We start from the raw sequence: 22,895 nt of genomic DNA on the forward strand, positions 1-22,895 counted from the left end.
GCCGCCGCCCTGCGCCGGACCCACCAGGCCATCGCCCTCAGCAGGACGGGCGGGTGCGGCCCGCGCCGCGTCCTCCGCAGGGTCGTCGGTGTCCTGTGCCTTCTCTGATCATGAAGGTCTGTGGCTGTTTCTGCGTGTCACCGCGAGCCGGTGGCCACAAGGGTCGCGGTGATGGGTTCGAGCTCGGTGATCAGTTCGTCGAGTTCGGCGGGGGACAGGGCGTCGTAGGGCGGGGTGGCGAGTTCGTCGGTGAGGGTTTCGATGCGTTCTTTGGTCGCGCGGCCGGCGTCGGTGAAGTGGCCGTCGGTGTCGATGAGTCCGCGTTCGCGCATGCCGTCCATGACCGCGGCCAGGCGCTCCTTCGGCAGGTGATGGATGCGTCCGAACGACTCCGGCGGGTGGATGCCCTGCTCCAGCGCGCAGAGCACGTGGGCCTCCGTGCCGCCGATCCGCGCGCCGACGAGGGCGGCGATGTGCCCGTCGCCGCGGTGTTCGCGCAGCATGGTGGCGGAATGCCACAGCCGGGCGACCGGGTCGCTCGGCACCGCGAGGGTGCGCATCCCCGCGTACATCACCCGGCCTTCGGTGGGGGCGCTCGTCGCGGCCTTGGCGGTCAGGTCGGCGGCGCGCACCAGGCCCGGGGAGCCGGCCAGTTCGTCGCCGAGGATCCGCCGCAGGGAGGCCGCGCTGCCCCTTTCCCGCGCGGCGACGGAGGCCTCGGGCGCAATCGTCTCCCAGGCGCTCGGGATGTGCCGTGCGGCTTCCCCGTCGGCGAAGTTGTAGAAGGCCGCGTGCACGATCTGCGCCGGTACCCGCCCCAGCGGCGCGGCGCGGCTGGCGAAGTAACCGTCCCAGTAGGTCCGGTGACCGAGTGCGGCCAGTTCCTCGTTGCACTCGTCGGCGAAGAACGTGACCAGGCAGATCGGCTCCAGGAGCTCGAACATGCGCCGGGCGATGTGAGTCGGCGGATGCAGGCGTGTCGTGCCCATCGGGCTCTCCCTTCGTCAGGTGTGCCGACTCGGACCGTCCGGCACAGCGAAACTCATCGGCGACCGAAGGGAACCGTGCAGATGGGTGGGCGCCTGCGCGGCTGTGTACGCGCGAGCGGGTTCTGGTCCGGCTTCCGGGCTCTGTCGCGGATGTGGTGGTGCGTGACGATCACGATCAGGTGGGCATGGCCGCCGGGTTCGCCGGCCGAGGCCCCCTCTTCGCGGGCCCCGGCCGCATGCTGGTGGGCTCGCACGCTCGTGGAGCCCACGAGCATCCGCTCCCAGCTGCCGTCGACGGCCCACATCCGCGGTACGCCGTACCGGCCCCGGCTCACCCCGCCGTGAACAGCCCGGTCGGCACCGCCCCCGCCAGCGCCCCGTACCCGGCCGGGTTGAGGTGCAGCCAGTCCCCCACCTGAAGGTCGGCCCGCAGGCGACCCGGGTCGGCCGGATCCCGTACCACCCGGTCGAAGTCGATCACCGCGTCGAAGTGGCCGTGCCCCCGGATCCAGGCGTTGACGCGCTGCCGGGCGGCCTCCCGCACGCCCGCCCCGTCGTCGTAGGCGTTGCCGCCGAAGGGCAGCAGGGTGGCGCCGTAGACGCGGATGCCCTGGGCGTGGGCGCGGACGACGATCTGCCGGTAGGCCGCGATCAGGTCGTCGGCGACAGCCTGCTGGGCCTGCGGGGTGGCGGCGGCGGTGCCGATGTCGTTGACGCCCTCGAAGACGATCAGCCAGGAGACCCCGCTGCGAGAGAGGACGTCCCGGTCGAGGCGGGCCAGGACATTGGGGCCGAGGCCGTCGTTGAGGACGCGGTTGCCGCCGGCCGCCTGGTTGAGGACCGCGATGTCCGAGGTGTCCGGGCGGGACCGGAGGCGGTCGAAGAACTGGTCGGGCCAGCGGTCGTTCCCGTTGGTCGTGGAGCCCCGGCCGTCGGTGAGGGAGTCGCCGAGCACGGCCACGGCCCGGGTGCCGGCCGGGGCCCGCACCTCGACGTCGCTGAGCAGGTACCAGTGGTCGACATGGGCCGCACCCGTGAGATCCGCGTCCCGTGTGTGGTCGCCGTTGACGAGGTACGACGTGGTGCGCGAGCCCGGGTGCGAGGTGAGCGCCAGATCGGGCTGGCCCTGCGCGGTGTACGCGGTGACGGTGAGGTCGGCGCCGGGGGTCAGCGCGAAGTCCACGGGGTCGGAGACCACTTGGGCGCCGACGGGGACCACGGTCGAGGCCCGCCCGGAGAACGTGACCGGCCGGAGGCTGCCGGGGACGATCGCGGCGGCGCCCGCCCGGCCGCCCTCGGGGAGCGCCACGGTCACCGAGGTGAGCGGGAGCGGGGTGTCGCCGTACGCGTTGGAGAACCGCAGCCGCAGCCGGTGGCCGCCGACGGTGACCCGGACGGTCTGGCGCAGGGTGGTGTCCGCCAGCACGGACCGCTCTCCCGTGAAGGGCGCGGGCGGCAGATTGCCGGGCTCGGTGAGCTGGGGCATCCCGGTCCAGGTGTTCACCCAGTGGCTGCCCGGGTCGGGGTGCGCGGCGACCTGGCGGGGGCCGCGGACCAGTGCGGTCAGCGCCGAGGCGGTCACGACCAGGGCGAGGGCGAGGACACAGGCGCCGAGGAGCGCGGCGAGCGGTGTTCTGCTGGGCTTCGGCTTCACGGGGGCCTTCCTGACGAGGGGCGACAGCGGAGCTGCTGTCAACTGACCGTGCAGGTGGTGCCGTTGGGCGCCGTCATCGTGGCATGGCCACGACCACCCATGGAAGCGCTTCCATCGCACTTTGCGGACGAGCGGGCGAGCGGAACGGATGCTGCGCGGGGCGTTGACTAGAAAGCGCTTTCACCCTACGTTCCGTTCAGCACTGTGACCGATGGTTCGACATCGCGGACGTCGTTCACTCATCTGATCAACGGGACACCGGAAAGACTCCCACTCGAAAGAAGGCATACGGGACATGACTTCACGAGCACGGACCGGTGCGCGCGCACTGACGGGCGGACTGGCCGCCCTCGGGCTCTCGCTTGGCATGATCATGACAGGTGGCACCCGGGCGGACGCCGCGACCTGGCCGACGGCCAGCGGCAGTCAGGCCGTCACCGCGACCATCAAGCTGTCGGGCACCAAGGACTACGGGATGCTGCGCCTGTACGGCAGCGGAGACCTGGGCAGCGGCGGCCAGAGCGAGGACCAGGACCCGATCCTCGACCTGGCGGCCGGCACGGTCCTGAAGAACGTCATCATCGGCGCCCCCGCCGCGGACGGCATCCACTGCGAGGGCAGCTGCACCCTGCAGAACGTCTGGTGGGAGGACGTCGGCGAGGACGCGGCCACCTTCCGCGGCTCCTCGTCGTCGAACGTCTACACCGTCTCCGGCGGCGGCGCCAAGGAGGCCAGCGACAAGGTGTTCCAGTTCAACGGCGCCGGGACGCTCAACGTGTCCAACTTCGCCGTGCAGACCTTCGGCAAGCTGGTCCGCTCGTGCGGCAACTGCTCCACGCAGTACAAGCGCACGATCAACCTGAACACCATCGAGGCGACCTACAAGGGCACCGCGCTCGTCGGGATCAACACCAACTACGGCGACAGCGCGACGCTGAAGAACATCACGATCGTCGGGGACAGCAGCAAGAAGATCGTGCCGTGCCAGAAGTACATCGGCAACAACACGGGCGCGGAGCCCACGACGAACGGGAGCGGCCCGGACGGGACGTACTGCAAGTACGCGAGTTCGGACATCACCTACAAGTGAGCGTGACCGGTGGAGCCGTCGCCGGGCGGCGACGGCTCCGTCACTCGTCGGCCGGGTGCGCCTTGCGCCACTTCCACTGCCAGAGCTCGCCGACCCGGTGGTCGTGCTCGAAGCCGTCGCCGAGCGGTCCCACCCGCTCGATCGCCTCGGCGGTGCGCGGGTCGTCGCGCAGGGCGAGACCGTAGGCGGCCTCCAGGCGGACGAGTTGGCTGTCGTCGCCGAGCAGTGCCGCGAGGCCGTCGGCGACGGCGACGGCGGGCGTACGGTCCAGTGGGCGGGACAACTCCGCCGCGGCCGCGCCCCGCACACCGGCTTCCGGTGCCTCGGTCAGCGCCAGCAGGGTCCGGGTACTGTCCGGGAGGAGGTCCGCGTCCCGGGTGCTCGCCGCGCAGGCGGCGAGCCGCACCTCGGAGTCCGGGTCACCCATGAGGGTGCGCAGGGCCGCCCGGGCGGCGGGCGTGTGCGGGAGAGAGCCGCTGCAGAGGGTGTAGGGCACCTCGCGGCGCACCCGGGCGTCGGGGTGGGCGGCGTAGCGCAGGCCTACGGCCTCCTCGTCGGGACGGTCGTGCCAGGCGAACATCTCCAGCACCTGCGCGAGTATCCCGCCGTCCGCCTCCTCCGTCACCCAGGCGGCCAGCAGCTCGCTTTCCTGCTGCTCGTAGGAGCGGCTGGAGTCGACCAGTCCCCGCGTGCGCAGGTAGTCCACCACGAACCGGCGGGGCACCCGGTCCGGGGCGTGCCGATGGGCCACCACGGCGGACCAGGTCTCGAAGCTGCGCCGACGGGTGAGGGTCCAGCAGACCTCGGACCAGTCCACATGGTCCTCGTCCGCCTGCCGGACGGCGCGCGCGACCAGTTCGTCGACGGGGGTCAGGATGCGGAAGGCCCACTCCAGGGAGGTCAGGACGGCACCGTGCCCGGCCCGCACGACGAGGCCGCCGAGGGAGACCTGGTCGACCCAGCGGTACTCGTCGTCCTGCACCCGGACCGTGACGGCCGGACCCGGCGCACCCGTCCTGCGCCGCAGTTCCTCGGCCGCGCCCGTCTCGTACCAGCCCCGGGCCAGCGCGAGCAGCCGTTCACGGGAGGCCTCCGGAAGGCGCAGCCGGGGCTCCTCGCCCAGCACCGCCGAGAAGACCTCCAGGGAACCGCCGTCAACCGCGCGCCACAGCGGTGTGGTCCCGTCCGGCAGCTCCCGGTCGGGATCCGCGCCGCCCTCCACCAGCGCCTGGGCGACCGGCCCGTCGTAGGCCGCCACCGCCGCGCACAGCAGCGGCAGCCCGTCCCCGTCCGGCGTGTCCGGATCCGCGCCCCCGTCCAGCAGATCCCGCACGGCCTCGGCGTCCCCCGCCCGCACCGCGGCCCTGAGCCGACCGTCGAGTCCGCTCCCGCCCACGTCCCCCAAGTCCCCGTCCCCCGCTGCGAACAACGTCTTCCCCTCGCCGAACAGCATCGGTACGGAGTATGCGGTGGCCCCGCGGAGCGGCGCATCTCGTTTCCGGCGCGGATACTTCTGTGGTGCTGCTGACATCGATTGCGGAGATCGCCGAGGAGCCTCTGGTGCTGGATCCGGCCGACCGGCGGGCGGAGCAGGAGACGAACACCTGGTGGCTGGGGCTGGAGGAGGCGGACCGGTCCCTGTCGGTCTCCGAGGTCGTGGACGCCTTCGAGCGGACCGCCGAGGCGATCGGGGCCCGGATCCGCACCACCGGTTTCCGTGGCACGGCGACGTTCTACGTGTGGCACGACCCGCAGGCCGGGCAACTGCGCTGCTCCACCGGCTCGGTGGCCGCCGACGCCCTCCCGTTCGGCGCCGCCTGTGTGGCGTGCGACGACCTCGGGCCCGTCGTCGAGGCGTTCCTCGCCGACCGTGCCCCCGGGGTGATCGGCTGGGCGGATCTCGCCGAGGCGCGGGGTGGTGCGGAGGGTGCGGTGGCGGCGCCGCCTGCCGTCTGGGTCCGTGGTGTCGGGACGGCGCCGTAGGGGAGGTCAGTCGGCCGGGTGACTTGCCGGCTCGCCCAGTTCCGCGCGGTAGTCGGCGTACGCGGTGCGCAGGTCGTCGCCCGGCCAGTCCGCGGGCAGGAGTTCCGGGGGGAGCACCGGGTCGGCGAGCAGGTGGCGTACGGCCGCCGCGAAGACGGTGAAGCGGTCGGGTGGGAGGCGGGAGGCGGCCGCTCGGGTCAGGAGGGTACGGGCGGCGGTGGCCCAGGTGGTCAACGGCCAGAGGGCGGAGGCCAGTTCGCGTGCGGGGCGGTCGGGGCGGGCCGTGTAGGACTGGGCGGTGTCGGCGAGGTCGCCGGGGAGCGGCCTGGCCAGGTTCGCCGGGCGGAGCCAGACGCCCTCGCGGAGTTCGGCCAGGCGGAGGGCGGTCAGGCGGGTGCGCAGATCGGCGCGTTCGGCCGGGCCGCGGCCCGTCGCCGTGATGACCAGCATCTCCCAGTCGCCGTGCCACGCGCGCGTGCGCGGTCGTACCGCCTCGTCCTGGCGGCTCTGGCGGGCCAGCAGCCGGTCGCTGAGGCCGTAGACGGCGTCGTCGGTGCGGCGCAGATCGCCGGCCGCCGTCATCCGGCTGAGCGCGGCCCGGAGCGTGGAGCCGCCGACCCCGAACGGCTCGACGAGCCGGACCAGGTCCTTCACCGGCAGCGCGGGCGGATGCGTGCCCAGCAGCAGGCTCAGCACGACCGAGCGGGCGGACAGCGGCCGCAGGTCGGCGCCGGCGGGCTCGGCGGACACGTTCATGCGCATGGTCACGTACTGTACGTGCGGCTTCTTGTTGCATTATTGATACGGCCGCAGGAAGAGTGCAACATGGGGGGCATGGACTCGACCGTCGCGCTTCCGCAACCGCAGTACGCCACCCACGACGTCACCAACCAGGCGCCGCCGCTCGCCCCCTACGACGCCTCCGACGACCCGGCCCTGCTGGAGGGGGTGCGCCGGGAGGGCGCGGAGTGGGCCGAGCCGGGGATCCGGCGGCTCGGGGCGCGCGCCGGGAGCGCGGAGGCGCAGGAGTGGGGCGAGCTGGCCAACCGGCACGAGCCGGAGCTGCGCACCCATGACCGGTACGGCAACCGGATCGACGAGGTCGACTTCCACCCCAGCTGGCACCATCTGATGCGGACGGCCGTGGCCGAGGGGCTGGCGGGGGCGCCCTGGGCGGACGACCGGCCCGGCGCCCATGTCGCGCGGACGGCGGGCGGGCTGGTGTGGGGACACACCGAATCCGGCCACGGCTGCCCCACCTCGATGACCTACGCGGCCGTTCCCGCGCTGCGCGCCCAGCCGGACCTGGCCAAGGTGTACGAACCGCTGCTGACCAGCCGGGAGTACGACCCCGGGCTGCGCACGCCGGCCGAGAAGCCGGGGCTGCTCGCCGGGATGGGCATGACCGAGAAGCAGGGCGGCTCGGACGTCCGGACGAACACCACGGCGGCCGCTCCCACGGCCGAGCCGGGCGTGTACACCCTGCGCGGGCACAAGTGGTTCACCTCGGCGCCGATGTGCGACGTCTTCCTGGTGCTGGCGCAGGCACCGGGCGGCCTGTCGTGCTTCCTCGTCCCGCGCGTGCTGCCGGACGGCAGCCGCAACGCCTTCCGCATCCAGCGCCTGAAGGACAAGCTCGGCAACCGGTCGAACGCCTCCTCGGAGCCCGAGTTCGACGGGACCGTGGCCTGGCTGGTCGGCCCGGAGGGGCGCGGGGTGAAGACCATCATCGAGATGGTCAACTGCACCCGGCTGGACTGTGTGATGAACTCGGCGACCCTGATGCGCAAGACGCTCGTCGAGGCCGGTCATCATGTCCGCCACCGCGGCGCGTTCGGCGCCCGGCTGATCGACCAGCCGCTGATGCGCAACGTCCTGGCCGACCTGGCCCTGGAGTCGGAGGCCGCGACCACGCTCACCCTGCGGCTCGCCGGGGCGGCCGACCGCGCGGTGCGCGGGGACGAGCAGGAGCGGGCCTTCCGGCGGATCGCCACCGCCGTCGGCAAGTACTGGGTCACCAAGCGGGGCCCGGCCTTCACGGCGGAGGCCCTGGAGTGCCTCGGCGGCAACGGCTACGTCGAGGACTCCGGCATGCCCCGCCACTACCGCGAGGCCCCGCTGCTGTCGATCTGGGAGGGCTCGGGCAACGTCAACGCGCTCGACGTGCTGCGGGCGCTGTCCCGGGAACCCGGCGCCGCCGACGCCCTGTTCGGCGAACTCGCGCACGCGCGCGGGGCGGACGCCCGGCTGGACGCCGCCGTGACCCGCCTGAAGGGCGATCTGGCCGGGACCGATCAGGCGGGGGCCCGCCGGCTGGTCGAGCGGATGGCGCTGGCCCTCCAGGCCTCCCTGCTGGTCCGGTACGCCCCGGCCGCCGTGGCCGACGCCTTCTGCGCGACCCGGCTCGGCGGCGACTGGGGGCACGCCTTCGGCACCCTGCCCGCCGGGACCGGCCTCGATCCGATCCTCGAACGGGCGCTGCCTGGCGGGAATTGATCCCTCATCGGGTGTCCCTGGCCGGTGCCCGCCGACGGATCGCACACAGTCGCCGTCCGATTCCGCATCGTTGTCAGTGCCGTGGTGCAGACTCCTGAGCAGGTGGTACTCGCCCGGGGAGGACAACGTGTTCACGGGGATCGACGAGGTCGACTGGGCCTCGCTGCGGCACGCGTACGGCAGCGCGGAGGACGTGCCCGGTCTGCTGCGGGGACTGGCCTCGGCGGACGCGACCGAACGGGAGGTCGCGCTCGACGGGATGTACGGCTCGGTGCATCACCAGGGGAACGTGTACGACTCGACGCTCGCCTGCGTCCCGTTCCTCTTCGCGCTCGCCGCGCGCCCGGAGGTGCCGGACCGGGGCGCCATAGTCGAACTGCTGGTCAGCATCGGCACGGAGAGCGCCGGTCCGGCGGCCCGTGCCGCCGTGCGCGCGGGCGCCGGGACGTTCGTGCCGCTGGCCGACGATCCCTGCCCCGGGGTACGGCGGGCGGCGGCCGGGGCGCTGGTCCGGTTCCTCGACGAACCGGCGCGGGTGCTGGGGCTGTTGCGACGGCGGATCGCGGTCGAGCGCGACGAGCAGGTGCTGCTGGCCCTGACGGCGGCGCTCGGCCTGTTCGTACGGCGCCATCCCGCGCGGGCGGCCGGGGCGGTGGACCTGCTGGCCGCGCAGGGCGGACCGCCGCATCCCCCGGGGACGCGGCTCGCCGCGCTCGGCCAGCTGGCCCTCGGCGCGCCGGAGCGGCTGCCCGCCGACCTGGTGCCGACGGCGGTCCGGCTGCTCAGGCAGCGGTCCGAGCGGCGCACGGCGGGTCCCGACCGGCCGGACGCGGACACCCTGGTCGGCCGGATACGGCGGCTGCGGCCGTCGGACGAGGAGGGTGCGTATCTGCTGCGCACCCTGCACCGGGCGCTGGACGACCGGGTCGCCGACCGGATCGCCCTGCTCGTCGGCCAGTTGGGCAGCCCCGTCGTGACGGACCGGTGCAGCGCGGTGTGGATGTCGGCCGGGCTGTTCCGCGCGTGGCGGGCGGACTTCACCGCGCCCGTCGTGCTGATCGGGGCTCAGCTGGGCTGTGGTGAGGACCAGTTGCGGGACGCGGCCGTCTCGGTGCTCGCGGAGCTGTTCCGGCTGGCGACCCCCGCGGCCGACGAGCTGCACGCGCTGGTGACCGCGCGGCCCGACCTGTGGGTGCACACCTGGGAGCGCGGCAGACCCTCGCTGGGCGGGCCGCTCAAGGGGCTGGCCAGAAGCGGTGATCCGCGCGCGGTGCCGGTCCTGGCCCAGTTGCTGGCCCGGCCGGTGGTGCCCGGCGGGCTGGGCTTCGAGGTGGTCCATCTGGGCCGGGCGGCCGCTCCCCTCGCCCCCGCGCTGCGGCACCGCCTCGGGCGGATCCCGCTGGACGCGCCCGAGGCCGCCGAACGGGCCGCCCCGCTGCTGGCCGCGGTCACCGCCCTGGAGGACCCGGCGGCGGTGCCGGAGGTGCTGCGGCTGCTGCACGGCGCACCGGACGGGCTCGGGGCGCGGGAGGCCCTGGTCGGCCAGGCGGTACGGACACTCGACACCCTGGGGACGGCCGCACGGGCGGCGGCACCCGTGCTGCGCCGGCTCCTGGACACCCGGCACGCGGCCCTGGCGGCGGGCGCCCTGTGGTCGGCCGAGGGCGACACCGGCGCCGTACTCCCGGTGCTGGTGCGGGAGTTGACGCTCGGCCGCGGCCACAGCGCCCGGACGGCGGCCGAGCAGCTGGGGCGGCTGGGGGCCGCCGCCCGGGACGCGCTGCCCGCCCTGCGTGCGGCGGCCGGTTCCGGCCGGGTGTGGGAACGGACCTCGGCCGCACAGGCGTACTGGCGGATCGCCGGGGATCCGGAACCCGTGCTGCCGGTGTTCCGGTCCGCCTGGTCGGAGAACCCGTACACACGCGGCGCGATCGCCGCGTGCCTGGCCGCGATGGGCCCGGCGGGCGCGCCGCTGCACGACCTGCTGACGGCCGAACTCGCCACCGCCCGACGGCACACGGCACGCCCCGGCGGGTACGGCAGCCACGGCATCGCCCAGGACGAGCGGCTGCTCGCCGACTGCCGGACGGCGCTGGCGAGTCGGTGACCGAGCAGCCCCGGGCCGCTGCGTGCCTCAGCCGGTCGTCCGCCCCCACTGCGGGCCCAGCCGCGACCACTCGGCGTCCCAGCGGTCCATCCGCCGCCGCTCCAGCCGGCCGCACACCACGAGCCCGGCCACGAACGGGACGGCGGCCGTGCTCAGCCCGACCAGGCCGCCGACCAGCGCGGAGCGGAGGTGGGCCTCGGAGACGGTGGCGGGCCGGGTGACCAGGTGGCCCTGGGGGTCCGTCCACACGGTGACCGGCGTGCCGACCTTGCTGCCGGCCGGGACCCGGGCCTGGCCGGAGTGCGCGGAGCCGTCCTCGACGGTCCACCCCACCCTCGCCCAGACCCGCTCACCGCCGGAGGAGCCGGCCTGCTGCCCGGACGTCCCCGGGGCCTTCTCGACGACGTGCGCCACCACCGGTCGCCATTCGACGCGCTCCCGGGCCAGGCCGCCCTCGACCGACCGGGCCGCCGCCAGCCCGGCGAACACCCCGGCCAGGAAGGTGAACAGCCAGGCGCCGAGCAGCACCCAGGCCTCCACCGTGTCGGCGCGACGCTTCAGCGGGTTGCGCCGCCAGCGCCACAGCCAGACCTTCGGACCACGGAACGCCTTCAAAGGCATCCTCCTCACGCGCGCACGGACAGCCCGGACCGCCCTCCCATACGGGAGAGGCCGCCCCGTTGCTCACGGCGAATCTCCGAGTCGACGGTCGCACGAGGGGCCCCGCTCGCGCAGGCGTCTTCCGGAACGCGTTCCGCCGCCTTGTTCGCCCCGCCGACACGACGGCTCCGACCTGCGCGGACGCGATCGGGCGGGTGGCTGTCAGTGGTGGGGTGCAGACTGGCCGATATCTGAGTGCTGGCTGTGACAAGGACGTCATGGAGGTGATCGGCATGACCGAGGTACTGCTCGCCGTGGGGACCCGCAAGGGTCTGTTCCTCGGGCGGCGGCGAGGTGACACCTGGGAGTTCGACGAGAGTCCGTACTTCAACGCGCAGGCGATCTATTCGGTGGCCATCGACACCCGGGGCGAGCGGCCCCGCCTGCTGGCGGGCGGCGACAGCGCGCACTGGGGCCCCTCGGTGTTCCACTCCGACGACCTCGGCCGCAGCTGGACGGAACCGGCCCGGCCCGCCGTGAAGTTCCCCAAGGACACCGGTGCCTCGCTGGAGCGGGTCTGGCAGCTGCATCCGGCCGCCGCCGAACCGGACGTGGTCTACGCGGGCACGGAACCGGCCGCGCTGTACCGCTCGGAGGACCGCGGGGAGAGCTTCGACCTGGTCCGGCCTCTGTGGGAACACCCCACACGCGGCCAGTGGGTGCCGGGCGGCGGCGGTGAGGGCCTGCACACCATCGTCACGGACCAGCGCGACCCGAAGGCGGTGACGGTCGCCGTCTCGACGGCCGGTGTCTTCCGCACCGAGGACGGCGGCGCGAGCTGGGCGCCGTCCAACTCGGGTGTGTCCGCGGTGTTCCTGCCCGACCCCGACCCGGAGTTCGGCCAGTGCGTCCACAAGATCGCCCAGGACGCGGGCAGTCCGGACCGGCTGTACCTGCAGAACCACTGGGGGGTGTACCGCAGCGACGACGCGGGAGCGCACTGGACCGACATCGGCGCGGGCCTGCCGTCCACCTTCGGCTTCGCGGCGGCGGCCCATCCGCACCGCGCGGAGACGGCGTACGTCTTCCCGATCAACGCCGACGCGGACCGGGTGCCCGCGCAGCACCGCTGCCGGGTCTTCCGCACCGCCGACGCGGGCGCGACCTGGGAGCCGCTGTCGGCGGGGCTGCCCGCGGCGGACCACTACGGCACGGTGCTGCGGGACGCGCTCTGCACGGACGACGCGGACCCGGCCGGGGTGTACTTCGGCAACCGCAACGGCGAGGTGTTCGCCTCGGCCGACGACGGCGACAGCTGGCGCCAGTTGGCCTCCCATCTGCCGGACGTGCTGTGCGTGCGGGCGGCGGTCGTCGCCTGAGTCCGGTGAATCCGATGAGTCCGGGTCCCCGGGAGGAGGGGTGTTTCTGTCATCCGTGCCGACGGTCCGGTCATCCTCGGTCGCCCCGCGACCGCGGCTTGATCGCCGACCCGTGTACGGCAGTAGGGTGACGCCGTGGCGCCACGACCTTTGCATGAAATCGTCGAACCGGGCTGGGCGAAGGCCCTGGAACCCGTGGCCGGGAAGATCGCCGAGATGGGCGACTTCCTGCGTACGGAGATCGCCGCGGGACGCACCTACCTCCCGGCGGGGCCGAACGTTCTGCGGGCCTTCCAGCAGCCCTTCGACGACGTCCGCGTCCTGATCGTCGGCCAGGACCCGTACCCGACCCCCGGGCACGCGGTGGGGCTGTCGTTCTCGGTCGCGCCCGAGGTACGCCCGCTGCCGGGCAGCCTCATCAACATCTTCCGGGAGCTCAACACCGACCTCGGCCTGCCCCAGCCGTCCAACGGCGATCTCACCCCCTGGACCCAGCAGGGCGTCCTGCTGCTCAACAGGGCGCTGACGACGGCCCCGCGCAGCCCTGCCGCGCACCGGGGCAAGGGCTGGGAGGAGGTGACCGAGCAGGCGATCAGGGCGCTGGCCGCACGCGGCAAGCCGCTGGTGTCCGTCCTGTGGGGCCGCGACGCCCGCAATCTCCGCCCGCTCCTCGGCCAGTTGCCGGCGGTGGAGTCCGCACACCCCTCGCCGATGTCGGCGGACCGCGGCTTCTTCGGCTCGCGCCCGTTCAGCCGGGCCAACGACCTGCTGGTGCAGCAGGGGGGACAGCCGGTGGACTGGCGTCTGCCGTGACCGCGGCGGGCGGCGAGGCCCGCGGTGCGGGGCCGCCCGCCGCCGACTCCGAAGGCACCGGGCCGGAGTCTCTCGCGGTCGACTGCGAAGGCACCGGGCCGGGATTCCTCGCCGTCGACTCCGGTGGCTCCGGGCTGCGGGCCGTGGTGGGTGCGCCGGGGCGGGCGCCGTCGGCGCCTCGGGAGTCGCGGGAGCCGGTGCGCACGGGGACGCGGGGTATCGACCCCGGTCACCTGCTGGAGCAACTCCTGCCCATGACCCGGGCGTTGACCGGCGAGTACGGGCTGGACCGGGTGGCGGCGGTGGTCGTCGGCGCGGCGGGACTGGCCAGCCTCGGGGACGCCCTGCGGGCCGAACTGCCGGGCGCGCTGGCGCGGGAACTCGGCGTGCGGACGGTTGTGCTGGCCGCCGACGCCGTGACGGCGTACGTCGGCGCCCTGGGTCCGCGCCCGGGCGCCGTGGTCGCCGCCGGGACCGGACTGATCGCGACCGGCACCGATCTGGCCGGCTGGCGGCGGGCGGACGGCTGGGGCCATCTGCTGGGCGACTGCGGCGGCGGGGCCTGGATCGGCCGGGCGGGACTGGAGGCGGCGCTGCGCGCCTTCGACGGGCGGGACGGCGGCTCCGCCGCGCTGCGGGCGTGTGCCGAGGAGCGGTTCGGGCCGCTGCCCGGGCTGCCCGGGCTCCTCTATCCGCGCACCGACCGGCCCGCCGTACTGGCCTCCTTCGTTCCCCAGGTCGCCGACTGCGCCGTCCACGACCCGGTCGCGGCCGGGATCCTGCGCGCGGCGGCCCGGCACATCGCCGAGTCGGCCGCGGCCGTCTGCCCCACGTCGGGAGAGCCCCGAGTCGCCCTCACCGGCGGTCTCTCCCACCTGGGCGATCCGCTTCTCGTACCGCTGGCCGAGGAGTTGGCCCGGCGGCTGCCGCGGGCCCGGCAGGTCCCGGCGGAGGGCGATCCGCTGCACGGAGCGGTACGCGTCGCGAGTGACCTGGTCAGCGGGCGGCTCACTCTGCCGAGTGATGAACGGATGTTCTCCGTGGTGCACACAAAAGGTGATTGATCCCATGGAGACATGAAGTGTCCGACAGCTGATGGGATCACCTCCGAATCATGCGTAACTCATCAGACAAAACCGGACGGATACCGCTCACCTGCACCCTCCCCGAACAAGGGAGCCCAATAAGCCAGTAACATGCGGCGCCATGAGTTCCCCCACTGGGCCCGCCGGCCTGCCAGTACGAATGCCGCGCCCCCGCCAGCCCGGACGGCACCGCCGCCCCGAGCCGCTGGTGGCGCCCCAGGACGCGCCCGCGCTCGTCCTCGCGGTGCCGGGTACGCCCAGCGCGGCCACGCGCAGCCTCGCCGAAGAGGTCGTGAGCATCGCCCGTTCCGAGCTGCCCGGCCTGGACGCCAGGATCGGGTACCTGGACGGGGACGACGCGGAGTTCCCCACCCTCCAGTCCGTCCTCGCCCGTGCCGCCGAGGAGCGCACCGCTCGCTACGAGCAGGCCGTCGCCGCCGGTGTCGAGGGGCTCAAGGCGCCCGACGGCCCGGTCGCCGTGGTCGTGCCGCTGCTGGCCGGTCCGGACAGCGCGCTGCTGCGCCAGGTCCGCCAGGCCGTGATGGAGAGCAAGGTCGCCGCCGACCTGACCGACGTCCTCGGCCCGCACCCGCTGCTCGCCGAGGCGCTGCACGTGCGCCTCTCGGAGGCGGGTCTGGCCCGCGCCGACCGCGCCCGGCTGTTCACCGTGGCCACGGCCGCGGACGGCATCATCCTCGCGTCCGTGGGCGGCGACGAGGCCGTGCAGGCCGCCGGCATCACCGGCATGCTGCTCGCCGCGCGCCTGGCCGTGCCGGTGATGGCCGCGGCGCTGGACCAGGAGGGTTCGATCGCCTCCGTCGCCGAGCAGCTGCGCGGGTCCGGTTCGCAGCAGCTGGCCCTGGCGCCGTATCTGATAGGGCCGGAGATCGACGCGGCGCTGCTGACCGCTGCCGCGGAGGAGGCCGGGTGTGCCACCGCGGAGCCGCTGGGGCCGTACCCGGCGATCGGGAAGCTGGCGCTGGCCAAGTACACGACGGCGCTGGGGATCGCTCCGCAGCAGCCGCAGGGGGCGCCGGTTCGCTGACGCGTGCCGTTCCTTCTTCCGGACGGGGTCCTTTCTTCGAGAGGGCCTCGTCGGTTTTTTTGGGGTGGGTGCGGTCTGCTCTTGACTGCGGGTTGGTGGGGGCTGGTCGCGCCCACGCGGCGGTAGCCGCAGATCGATACAGCCCCGCGCCCCTGAAGGGGCGCTTGTTCAGCCGAAGATCACGCAGGAGGCCGCCGGGACCTCCACCGAGCCGTCGTAACGCGGCTGGCCCGTTTCCTGGTCGATCGTGAACCAGGTGATGTTGCCGGAGCGCTCGTTGGCGGCGTAGAGGATGCCGTCGGACTCGGTGAGGGCGCGGGGCCAGTGGCCGCCACAGGGGACGGTGGAGGTGAGGTGGAGGCGGTCCTCGTCGGTGGTGAACGTCGTGAGGACGTCCTCGCCGCGGGTCGCCGTCCAGACGAAGCGGCCGTCGGGCGAGACGGCGATGCCGGAGGGGTAGGCGTCGCCGGCGGGGGCTCCGGGGAGTACCGGGGTCTCGCTCAGGGGCCGCAGGGAGCCGGTGGCGGCGTCCCAGCGGCAGACGGTGACGGTCGGGGTGAGTTCGTTGACCACGTAGGCGTACCGGCCGTCGGGGTGGAAGGCCAGGTGGCGGGGGCCGGAGCCGGGGCGCAGGGCGAACTCGCCGTGCAGGGCCGGGATGCCGCCGTCGAGCGTGCAGACGCGGACCGAGTCGGTGCCGAGGTCGACACTGACCGCCCAGCGGCCGCTGGGATCGGGCTGCACCTGATGGGCGTGCGGACCGCGCTGGCGGCGTTCGTGCGGCCCCGACCCGGTGTGCTGGAGCAGCCCGGATCGGACGGGGGCGAGGGTGCCGTCGGGGCGGACGGGGACGGCGGAGACGCTGCCGGAGCCGTAGTTGGCGGTCAGGACATGGCCGTCGAAGACACTGAGGTGGGTGGGACCGCTGGCGTCGACCGGGACCGGCGGACCGGCCAGCCTCGGCTTGTCGTCGTGGACGTGGTAGGCGGCCACCGCGCCGTCGGCGGTCTCACTGACCGCGTACAGGGTGCGCCCGCCGGGTGCGAGTGCGAGGTAGGACGGGTCGGGGACGCCGTCGACGCTCTCCAGGAGGGCCAGGGCGCCGCTGTGCGGATGGACCGCCGCCGTGACGACCCCGGGCCCGCCCGCCGCCGTGAACGACCCGATGAAGGCCCTCCGCCGCCTGCCGCCGTCTGCCACCGCTGTCCCCTCTCGACACAAGTCCCGCCACAAGTCCCGCCACAAGCCGGTACGAGTCGGTGCGAGCCGATCCCGGGCCGACGGTAGCAGTTTGCGGTCTAGACCAGGATGTGTGGGTCGGCGTGGCTCAGGCGCCGACCAGGGGAGACCCCGAGGGGGTGCGCAGCGGCTCGGCGAGTTCGGCCAGCGCGCGCTCCAGGCCGTGCAGATGGGCGAGGGCGGGTTCCGTGGGCGGCTCAGCGGGCCCGGCGACGTGTGCGGAGCCCCTGGTGAGCGCCTCGACGGCGGCCTCCACCCGCCAGCAGGCGGCGGCCAGCCGGGCGTCGTGCGAGGCCTCCGGGTCGGCGGCGACGGCGACCAGGCCGCGGATCTCCCGGGCGCAGTCGTCCAGCAGGGTGAGGACGCGGCGGGCCCGGCGCTTGCGGCCGAGCATCGGGTTGAGCGGATGGACCAGGGGGGCGACCGAGAGCCGTACCCGGCCGAGCAGCTGCTCCAGTTCGGCCACCCGGGGTGCCGGGTCGGCGGTGGTGGAGCCGGCGAGCCGGGCGGCGGCCTCGGCCGTGCCGGCGTGGACGCAGCGCAGGGCGCGCTGGATCCAGGCGTCGGTGGTGAGGTGGGTGGTGACCGGCAGCACGAACAGCACGGCCAGCACGGCGCCGAGGGCACCCACCCCGGTCTCGGTGAGGCGCAGCGCCAGCAGACCGGGGCTGAGGACGCCGAGGAGGCCGTAGAGGAGTTCGGCGAGGAAGGTCACCCAGAGCATCATCCAGGTGTAGGAGACGGCGGCCGAGTAGAAGACGCCGAAGACGGCGACCGCGACCAGGACGGCGGTGGGGACGGGGGCGCCGTGCACGGGGACGGCGACGAGCAGGCCCAGCGCGATGCCGATGACCGTGCCCAGGACCCGGCGGAAGCCGCGGACCAGCGTCTCGCCGCGCGAGGCCGTGTTGACGAAGATCCACCAGGTGGCGCCGACCGCCCAGTACCAGCGCTGGCCCGACACCAGCTGACCGACGACCAGGGCGAAACCCGCGCCCGCCGTCGCCTGCACGGCCTGCCGGGTGGTCACCCGGGCCAGGCCGGTGCCGGCGGGCGGCGCGGGCACGGGCGCCGGGGACAGGTGACGCTCGTAGCACCACAGGCCGAAGCGGACGGCGGCGGCGCAGAGCACGGAGAGCAGGACGGCGGCGGACAGCTCGGGCAGCTGTCCGGGGGTGGCGTGCAGGAACTGGGCCACGAAGAAGGTCATGAAGGCGAACACACCGAGGCTGTGGCCGCGCGGCCCCCAGCGGCGTGCGTACACGCCCGCGCCGATCACGGCGAGGAAGGCCAGGTCGCGGGCGACCGGTACGGCGTGCAGTTCGGCCGCGGCGGCGAGCACGGGCAGGCCCACGGCGGGCAGCAGCGCGGTGGTGACGGCCTGCCCGCGCACCGTGGGGTCCGCGACCGTGAACAGGGCGAGCAGCGCGGCGAGCCCGCCGGTGACGGCGCCCGCGAGGGAGTGCCCGGCCAGGCCGCAGACCACGACGGCCAGGCCGATGCCCAGCACGGCCCGCGCGGCGAAGCGCAGCCGCACCCGCCCCGGGTCCGGCGCCACGAACACCCTCTTCAGCACTGCTTCCCCTCCCACGGACGGCACACGGACGGCACCTGGACGGCGCTCGAACGGCACAGAAATGGCGCCGCGGGGATCCGCAGCGCCATCGACACACACCATGAGAGCATCGTGCGGCCCACTGGTTCAACTGTCACCTTTTTCGCTGCGCCATTGGCCCACTCCACGGACGAGAGGTCGAGCGTTGTGCGCGCCAATGGCCCAGGTCGACGGGATGGCCGCATGAGCCATTGGTACAGTCGTACGTCATGACCGTGGACGAGCTCGACACCCGCATCCTGCGGCTGCTGCTGGAGCAGCCGCGCACCAGCGTCCGCGAGTACGCCCGGATCCTCGGTGTCGCCCGGGGGACGTTGCAGGCCCGTCTGGACCGGCTGGAGCGGGACGGTGTGATCACCGGCAGCGGCCCCGCCCTCTCCCCCGCCGCGCTCGGCCACCCGGTGCTGGCCTTCGTGCACATCGAGGTCACCCAGGGCCACCTGGACGACGTCGGGGACGCGCTGGCCGCCGTACCGGAGATCGTCGAGGCGTTCTCGATCACCGGCGGCGGGGATCTGCTGACCCGGGTGGTGGCCCGGGACAACGCGCATCTGGAGGACGTGATCCAGAAGCTGATCAGCCTGCCGGGCGTCGTCCGCACCCGTACCGAGGTGGCCCTGCGCGAACGCGTTCCGCACCGGCTGCTGCCGCTGGTGGAGTCGATGGGCCGGGCGCCACGGCCGTAACGGCACGCCGGCCCCAGCTGTCCAAAACCGACCACTTCACGAAGGCGCTCGTCTAGATTCCTGAGAAGTGCCAGAGGGGGGCGGCGGTTTGACGCAGAGCGGCACCCACAACAACATCGTGGGCGGCAACACGACGGCGACGACGGTCATCCAGGCCGGATCGATCGGCCAGATCAACGTGCACCCGGAGGCTTCGTCCCCGCAGGCCGAGGCCGGTGCACCGGACGCGGACGCCTGGGTGCGCAAGGCCGTCGGTTCCGGGGTGTGGGGACATGTGCCGTCCGGTAGGGACAGCGCACACCACCGGCGGCACGTCGCCGCCGCCGTCGCACGTCTCGCCTCTCTGCGCGACGACCTGGAAGGGCATCTGGAACAGGATCCGTGGCGCGACGCGCGCATCGCGACCGCGTTCCTCGACAACATCGGCCTGCTGCTCGGCGAGCCTCCCCGGGAACAGCGCGCGGACCAGGCTCAGCAGTCTCAGCCGGCCGGCCTCGACCTCTATCCGGCCGAAGCCGCTCTCCTCGTGCTGTTCCCCTTCCTCCACCGGGTCCACTCCCTGCGGCGGACGGCGGAGCTCATGGAGATCCGGCCCTGGTCACTGCGGGCCGAGCCGGACGCCGGGGCGCTGCGGCGGGCGTACGAAGTCTTCACGGAGGAGAGCGAGGCGCTGGTCCAGCGGGCGCTGCGGGACCCGGAGGCCGAGCCTCTGGTCGGCTGGTGGCTCTGCCACCGCTGGCTGACCCGGCACGAGGAGTTCACCGACGCGACGTCGGTTCCGGGCCTCCTGGCGGAACTGGGCCCGGCCGCGGAGGAGTTGGGCGGGGCGCTCGCGGCCGACCGGGTGACCGCCCTGCTGCACGGGCTCCGACGAGGGCCCGACGTCTGTCACCCGGAGTTCCTGAACCTCCTTCCCAGCGACGACCGGGTCCGCTGCGGTCCGGGCCACCAGCAGATCCGCTTCCAGCGGGTCGCCCTTCTGCTGGCTCTCGCGTACGGCATGTCCGCCGAGATGACGGCGCTGCCGGACATCGTCGCCGAGCACCTCGCCATCCCGTACCCGGTGCACCTGGACGAGTTGCGCCGCACGCTCGCGGACGCGGACTGGGGAGGCTCCCGCGATCTCCCGGTGCTCCGCGCCGAGTGCCACCACGAGGCGGTCGTCGAAGGGCTGCGGGAGTACACCGGGCGGGCCGACGCCCTGCTGCACGCCGTACGGCGCACGGTGCGCGAACGCGTCAACCAGCCCGTGCCGGAGCTGCCGACCCGGCTGTCCGCCGACGGTGTGGTGCCCAGCCGGGGCGCCTTCGACGGGTACGCGCGATTCCGCAGCGACGGTCGCCGTGTCCTCGATCTGGCCATGGGGATCGAGCTGTACAAGGACCGCGATCTCGCCGTCCGGGAGCTGTACCAGAACGCGCTCGACGCCTGCCGTTACCGGCGCGCCCGGCAGGAGTACCTCGACCGCACCACCGCTGCGCCGGGCGAGCCGTACACGGGGAGCATCTCCTTCGTCCAGGGGCTCGACGACGACGGCCGGGCCTACCTCGACTGCGTGGACGACGGCATCGGCATGGGCGAGGCCGAACTCCGCGGCGTCTTCTCGCATGCCGGCGCGCGCTTCGCGGAGCAGCTGGAGTTCAAGCTGGAGCGGGCGCGGTGGGAGTCGCTGGATCCGCCGGTGAAGCTGTATCCCAACAGCCGTTTCGGGATCGGCGTGCTGAGCTACTTCATGCTCGCCGAGGAAATCCGCGTCACCACCTGCCGGATGGACACCGACGGATTGCCAGGGGCGGTCCTCGATGTGTCGATCTACAGTCCGGGCCATCTCTTCCGGATCGTGAAGACCGCGGCCCGGGGCCGGCAACCGGGGACTCGGGTACGGCTGTATCTGCGGTCCGATGTCGATCCGGCGTCCTGGTCGGCCGTGGACGTCCTGGAACGGGTGCTGGCCCTCGCGGAGTTCCCCGTGTCGGCACAGCACGGAGGGCGGACGAGCACGTGGACCGTGGGACAGCTCAAGGAAAGGGATACCGGGCCCCGGACCGAGGCCTTCGGACTCAACGCCCACGGGCGTCAGGCGTACTGGCCCCGCGACTGCGCCGACCCCCAGGTCATCTGGTGCGAGCACGGCGGCGCGCTGCTGGTGGACGGTCTGCTCGTGGAACCCACGGGACACGACGGAGTGCTCTCGTCGAGCGGCTCCGGCCTCATCGGCGCCGTGGTCAATCTGAGCGGTGAATCGGCCCCGGCGCGGCTCTCGGTGGATCGCCGGAACGTTGTCGACGACGTGGCACGGCCCGTGCGGGAACTGCTCGGCGCCGCAACCGACGTGCTGACCGACGGCGACGGCGACTGGCCGGACTTCGTGTGGCTCTGCAACGTCGCTGAGGGCAGCGCGGTACTGGGTGACATCGTCGCGTCCGCGTTCTCCGCGACGGCACTGGACATGACCTACCGAGGGATGACCTTCGGCGGCGGACAGACGGGCTTCTTCCCGGCCGATGTGTCCATGGTGCCGAGCGACCGGCACCCGGAAGGCGCCGGGTACGCCCGGCGGCCCACCTGGACCATCGTCAGTGGCGAAGCGCCGGATCACATCTACCTGTGGCGGGTCCTCGCTCGCCGGCCACGCGCGGCATTGCGGCTGCTCGCCGAGGTGTGCCCGGAGATCGAGGATCCCAGGCCCGTGCACATGCCCACATTGTCCGACCAGTGGCTCCTGCTGTCGGAGAACGGAAACAGAGGATGGCAGGGAGCCCCGAGCCTGGGGGCCATCGCCCGCTCGGCGAGCAGGCTGCGTCTCACGGGCCGCGAGGTCGCCCACCGCCTCGCCCATCTCGGTTTCGAGGACAACGACCCCCGGCGGTGGTCGGAAGACGCCGAACTCACCACAAGTAGCGCCAGAACGCTCACGAACGTCTATGGCGGCTACCTGAACCGCAAGAACGCCCTCACGCTGGATGATCTCGTGCATGCGGCCCAACGCTCCGGCGCGGGTGTCACGTCGACCGCCGGGTTGTTGCGCAGCTTCGGCTATCGCCTCGCCGACGGCGTCGTGGCGCTGGGCGAGGCCGCTGAAGGGGACGACCTGCTCTGGCTCGATCCGGAGAACAGGTCCGCCGGCTGCCTGGACCCCGACGCGACGGTTCCCCTGGGCCACATCGCCCACTTGAGCGTCAAACTCGGCCTGCCCGTGCCCGAGGTGTGCGGCAGACTCTCGGCCCACGGACTGCGGACCGACGCCGACCGGCTGCCAACACATCCGACGGACGAGACCCTGCTCCTGCTCAGCGTCAACGCCGACGGCAAGCGCCCCTGGCTGGAGGGCACTTCGGTGCCGGCGGGACATGTTCTGGAAGTGGCGGAGAAACTCGGACTGAAGCCGCCACGTGTGCTGGCCCGGTTCGCGTCCATGGGGTTCGCACCTCCCGAGCCCTTTCCCTCCGACGCCTCCGCCGCCGACATCTGGCTGCTGTGGGACGAGGTCTACAGCGAATGGCTCACGCCGCAGAGCGATGTCCACTATGTGAACGTCTTCCACCAGGTCGAGAACCTTCCGGAGTTGCGGCACAAGACCAACAGAATGCGGGCCTTCGGTCTGGACGTTCCCTTGGCGGTGCCGATCCGCCCCACCCGACTGGACAGGGAACTCCTCCTACCGAACGGCCCCGTCAGCTGGTGGTCCGCGGACGACCGGGTCGTGCCGTTCAGCGTTGTCCTGCTGGCCGCCCGCGAGGTCGGCGCGAGCCCCACGGCGGTGGCCAAGCGGCTGCACGCCTGCAACATCCCCACCTCGCACGACACTCTCCCGAAGGGGCTCGCCTTCAGCGAAGCCCTGCGGCTCCTGCGGGTGGACGAACTGCCCGAGGGCGAGCTGCCGGACGTCGGGCACTTCCCGCTCGAATACCTCCACAAGACCGCCCTCAGCAAACGCACCGGCATCCCCGAGGTCGTCTCCCTCATCCGTCGGCTCGGCGTCCCCCTCCCCGACCCCGCGGAGACGATCAGGGCGGCGCTGGCCCGCGTCCCCCGCCCCCACCAGCCCTGACCGCGCATCCCGTCCGGACCATTGACGCCCCCGCGCCCCTTCCCTATCTTCTGGACGGCTTAC

At 73.4% G+C, this 22,895-nt stretch carries 17 protein-coding genes and 1 pseudogene; 10 read left to right on the top strand and 8 right to left on the bottom strand.

Annotated elements, in window-relative coordinates; genetic code table 11:
• Positions 1-137: 137 nt before the first annotated feature.
• The 3 genes and pseudogenes from ACFZDK_RS25650 to ACFZDK_RS25660 all read right to left on the bottom strand — a co-directional run bounded on the left by ACFZDK_RS25650 (position 138) and on the right by ACFZDK_RS25660 (position 2,643).
• On the bottom strand, positions 138-989 hold the full coding sequence (locus tag ACFZDK_RS25650) for a MarR family transcriptional regulator (protein ID WP_390975968.1): 852 nt from the start codon (positions 987-989) through the stop codon (positions 138-140).
• Positions 990-1,201: 212 nt separating this feature from the next.
• Positions 1,202-1,297, bottom strand: a pseudogene (locus ACFZDK_RS25655) (IS5/IS1182 family transposase); the annotation flags it as partial.
• A gap of 23 nt (positions 1,298-1,320) precedes the next feature.
• Positions 1,321-2,643 (bottom strand): GDSL-type esterase/lipase family protein, encoded by a 1,323-nt coding sequence (locus tag ACFZDK_RS25660; RefSeq protein ID WP_390975970.1) that lies wholly within the window; start codon positions 2,641-2,643, stop codon positions 1,321-1,323.
• Between the two features lie 295 nt (positions 2,644-2,938).
• Between ACFZDK_RS25660 and ACFZDK_RS25665 the strand changes: the two genes are divergently transcribed.
• Positions 2,939-3,733: a pectate lyase gene (locus ACFZDK_RS25665; protein WP_390975972.1), complete on the top strand. Its 795-nt coding sequence runs from the start codon at positions 2,939-2,941 to the stop codon at positions 3,731-3,733.
• A 40-nt stretch (positions 3,734-3,773) separates the two neighbouring features.
• On the opposite strand, the gene ACFZDK_RS25670 is transcribed toward ACFZDK_RS25665, so the two are convergent.
• Complete coding sequence (locus ACFZDK_RS25670) at positions 3,774-5,186, bottom strand: ankyrin repeat domain-containing protein (protein ID WP_390975973.1); 1,413 nt, start codon at positions 5,184-5,186, stop codon at positions 3,774-3,776.
• 65 nt (positions 5,187-5,251) lie between these two features.
• Here ACFZDK_RS25670 and ACFZDK_RS25675 point away from each other — a divergent pair, with 65 nt between their 5' ends.
• Positions 5,252-5,716 (top strand): hypothetical protein, encoded by a 465-nt coding sequence (locus tag ACFZDK_RS25675; protein WP_390975975.1) that lies wholly within the window; start codon positions 5,252-5,254, stop codon positions 5,714-5,716.
• 6 nt (positions 5,717-5,722) lie between these two features.
• Here the strand turns inward: ACFZDK_RS25675 and ACFZDK_RS25680 are convergent, their stop codons facing one another.
• Positions 5,723-6,478: a PaaX family transcriptional regulator C-terminal domain-containing protein gene (locus ACFZDK_RS25680; RefSeq protein ID WP_390975977.1), complete on the bottom strand. Its 756-nt coding sequence runs from the start codon at positions 6,476-6,478 to the stop codon at positions 5,723-5,725.
• A gap of 63 nt (positions 6,479-6,541) precedes the next feature.
• On the opposite strand from ACFZDK_RS25680, the gene ACFZDK_RS25685 reads away from it, so the two are divergent.
• Together ACFZDK_RS25685 and ACFZDK_RS25690 are read left to right on the top strand one after the other, a co-directional pair.
• Positions 6,542-8,212, top strand: a complete 1,671-nt coding sequence (locus ACFZDK_RS25685) for an acyl-CoA dehydrogenase family protein (RefSeq protein WP_390975979.1) — start codon at positions 6,542-6,544, stop codon at positions 8,210-8,212.
• Positions 8,213-8,339: 127 nt separating this feature from the next.
• Positions 8,340-10,319: a HEAT repeat domain-containing protein gene (locus ACFZDK_RS25690; protein ID WP_390975981.1), complete on the top strand. Its 1,980-nt coding sequence runs from the start codon at positions 8,340-8,342 to the stop codon at positions 10,317-10,319.
• A gap of 27 nt (positions 10,320-10,346) precedes the next feature.
• On the opposite strand, the gene ACFZDK_RS25695 is transcribed toward ACFZDK_RS25690, so the two are convergent.
• Positions 10,347-10,934, bottom strand: a complete 588-nt coding sequence (locus ACFZDK_RS25695; protein WP_390975982.1) for a hypothetical protein — start codon at positions 10,932-10,934, stop codon at positions 10,347-10,349.
• A 278-nt stretch (positions 10,935-11,212) separates the two neighbouring features.
• On the opposite strand from ACFZDK_RS25695, the gene ACFZDK_RS25700 reads away from it, so the two are divergent.
• The 4 genes from ACFZDK_RS25700 (at position 11,213) to ACFZDK_RS25715 (ending at position 15,241) form a co-directional block, all read left to right on the top strand.
• On the top strand, positions 11,213-12,298 hold the full coding sequence (locus ACFZDK_RS25700) for a WD40/YVTN/BNR-like repeat-containing protein (protein WP_390975984.1): 1,086 nt from the start codon (positions 11,213-11,215) through the stop codon (positions 12,296-12,298).
• Positions 12,299-12,433: 135 nt separating this feature from the next.
• Positions 12,434-13,111 (top strand): uracil-DNA glycosylase, encoded by a 678-nt coding sequence (locus ACFZDK_RS25705; RefSeq protein WP_359219760.1) that lies wholly within the window; start codon positions 12,434-12,436, stop codon positions 13,109-13,111.
• A 134-nt stretch (positions 13,112-13,245) separates the two neighbouring features.
• Positions 13,246-14,175, top strand: coding sequence for a BadF/BadG/BcrA/BcrD ATPase family protein (locus ACFZDK_RS25710; RefSeq protein ID WP_390976490.1), 930 nt, complete (start codon positions 13,246-13,248; stop codon positions 14,173-14,175).
• A gap of 142 nt (positions 14,176-14,317) precedes the next feature.
• The gene (locus tag ACFZDK_RS25715; RefSeq protein ID WP_390975986.1) at positions 14,318-15,241 is read left to right on the top strand and encodes a sirohydrochlorin chelatase; all 924 of its coding nucleotides are present in this window, start codon (positions 14,318-14,320) and stop codon (positions 15,239-15,241) included.
• A gap of 168 nt (positions 15,242-15,409) precedes the next feature.
• On the opposite strand, the gene ACFZDK_RS25720 is transcribed toward ACFZDK_RS25715, so the two are convergent.
• On the bottom strand, positions 15,410-16,441 hold the full coding sequence (locus tag ACFZDK_RS25720) for a beta-propeller fold lactonase family protein (RefSeq protein ID WP_390975987.1): 1,032 nt from the start codon (positions 16,439-16,441) through the stop codon (positions 15,410-15,412).
• Between the two features lie 127 nt (positions 16,442-16,568).
• Positions 16,569-18,056: an FUSC family protein gene (locus ACFZDK_RS25725; RefSeq protein WP_390975989.1), complete on the bottom strand. Its 1,488-nt coding sequence runs from the start codon at positions 18,054-18,056 to the stop codon at positions 16,569-16,571.
• 248 nt (positions 18,057-18,304) lie between these two features.
• Between ACFZDK_RS25725 and ACFZDK_RS25730 the strand changes: the two genes are divergently transcribed.
• Entirely contained in the window at positions 18,305-18,781 is a 477-nt protein-coding gene (locus tag ACFZDK_RS25730) for an Lrp/AsnC ligand binding domain-containing protein (RefSeq protein WP_390975991.1), read from the top strand.
• A gap of 88 nt (positions 18,782-18,869) precedes the next feature.
• On the top strand, positions 18,870-22,832 hold the full coding sequence (locus ACFZDK_RS25735; protein ID WP_390975993.1) for an ATP-binding protein: 3,963 nt from the start codon (positions 18,870-18,872) through the stop codon (positions 22,830-22,832).
• Positions 22,833-22,895 lie beyond the last annotated feature (63 nt).

The organism is Streptomyces sp. NPDC007901 (genome assembly GCF_042959465.1).
Lineage (GTDB): Bacteria > Actinomycetota > Actinomycetes > Streptomycetales > Streptomycetaceae > Streptomyces.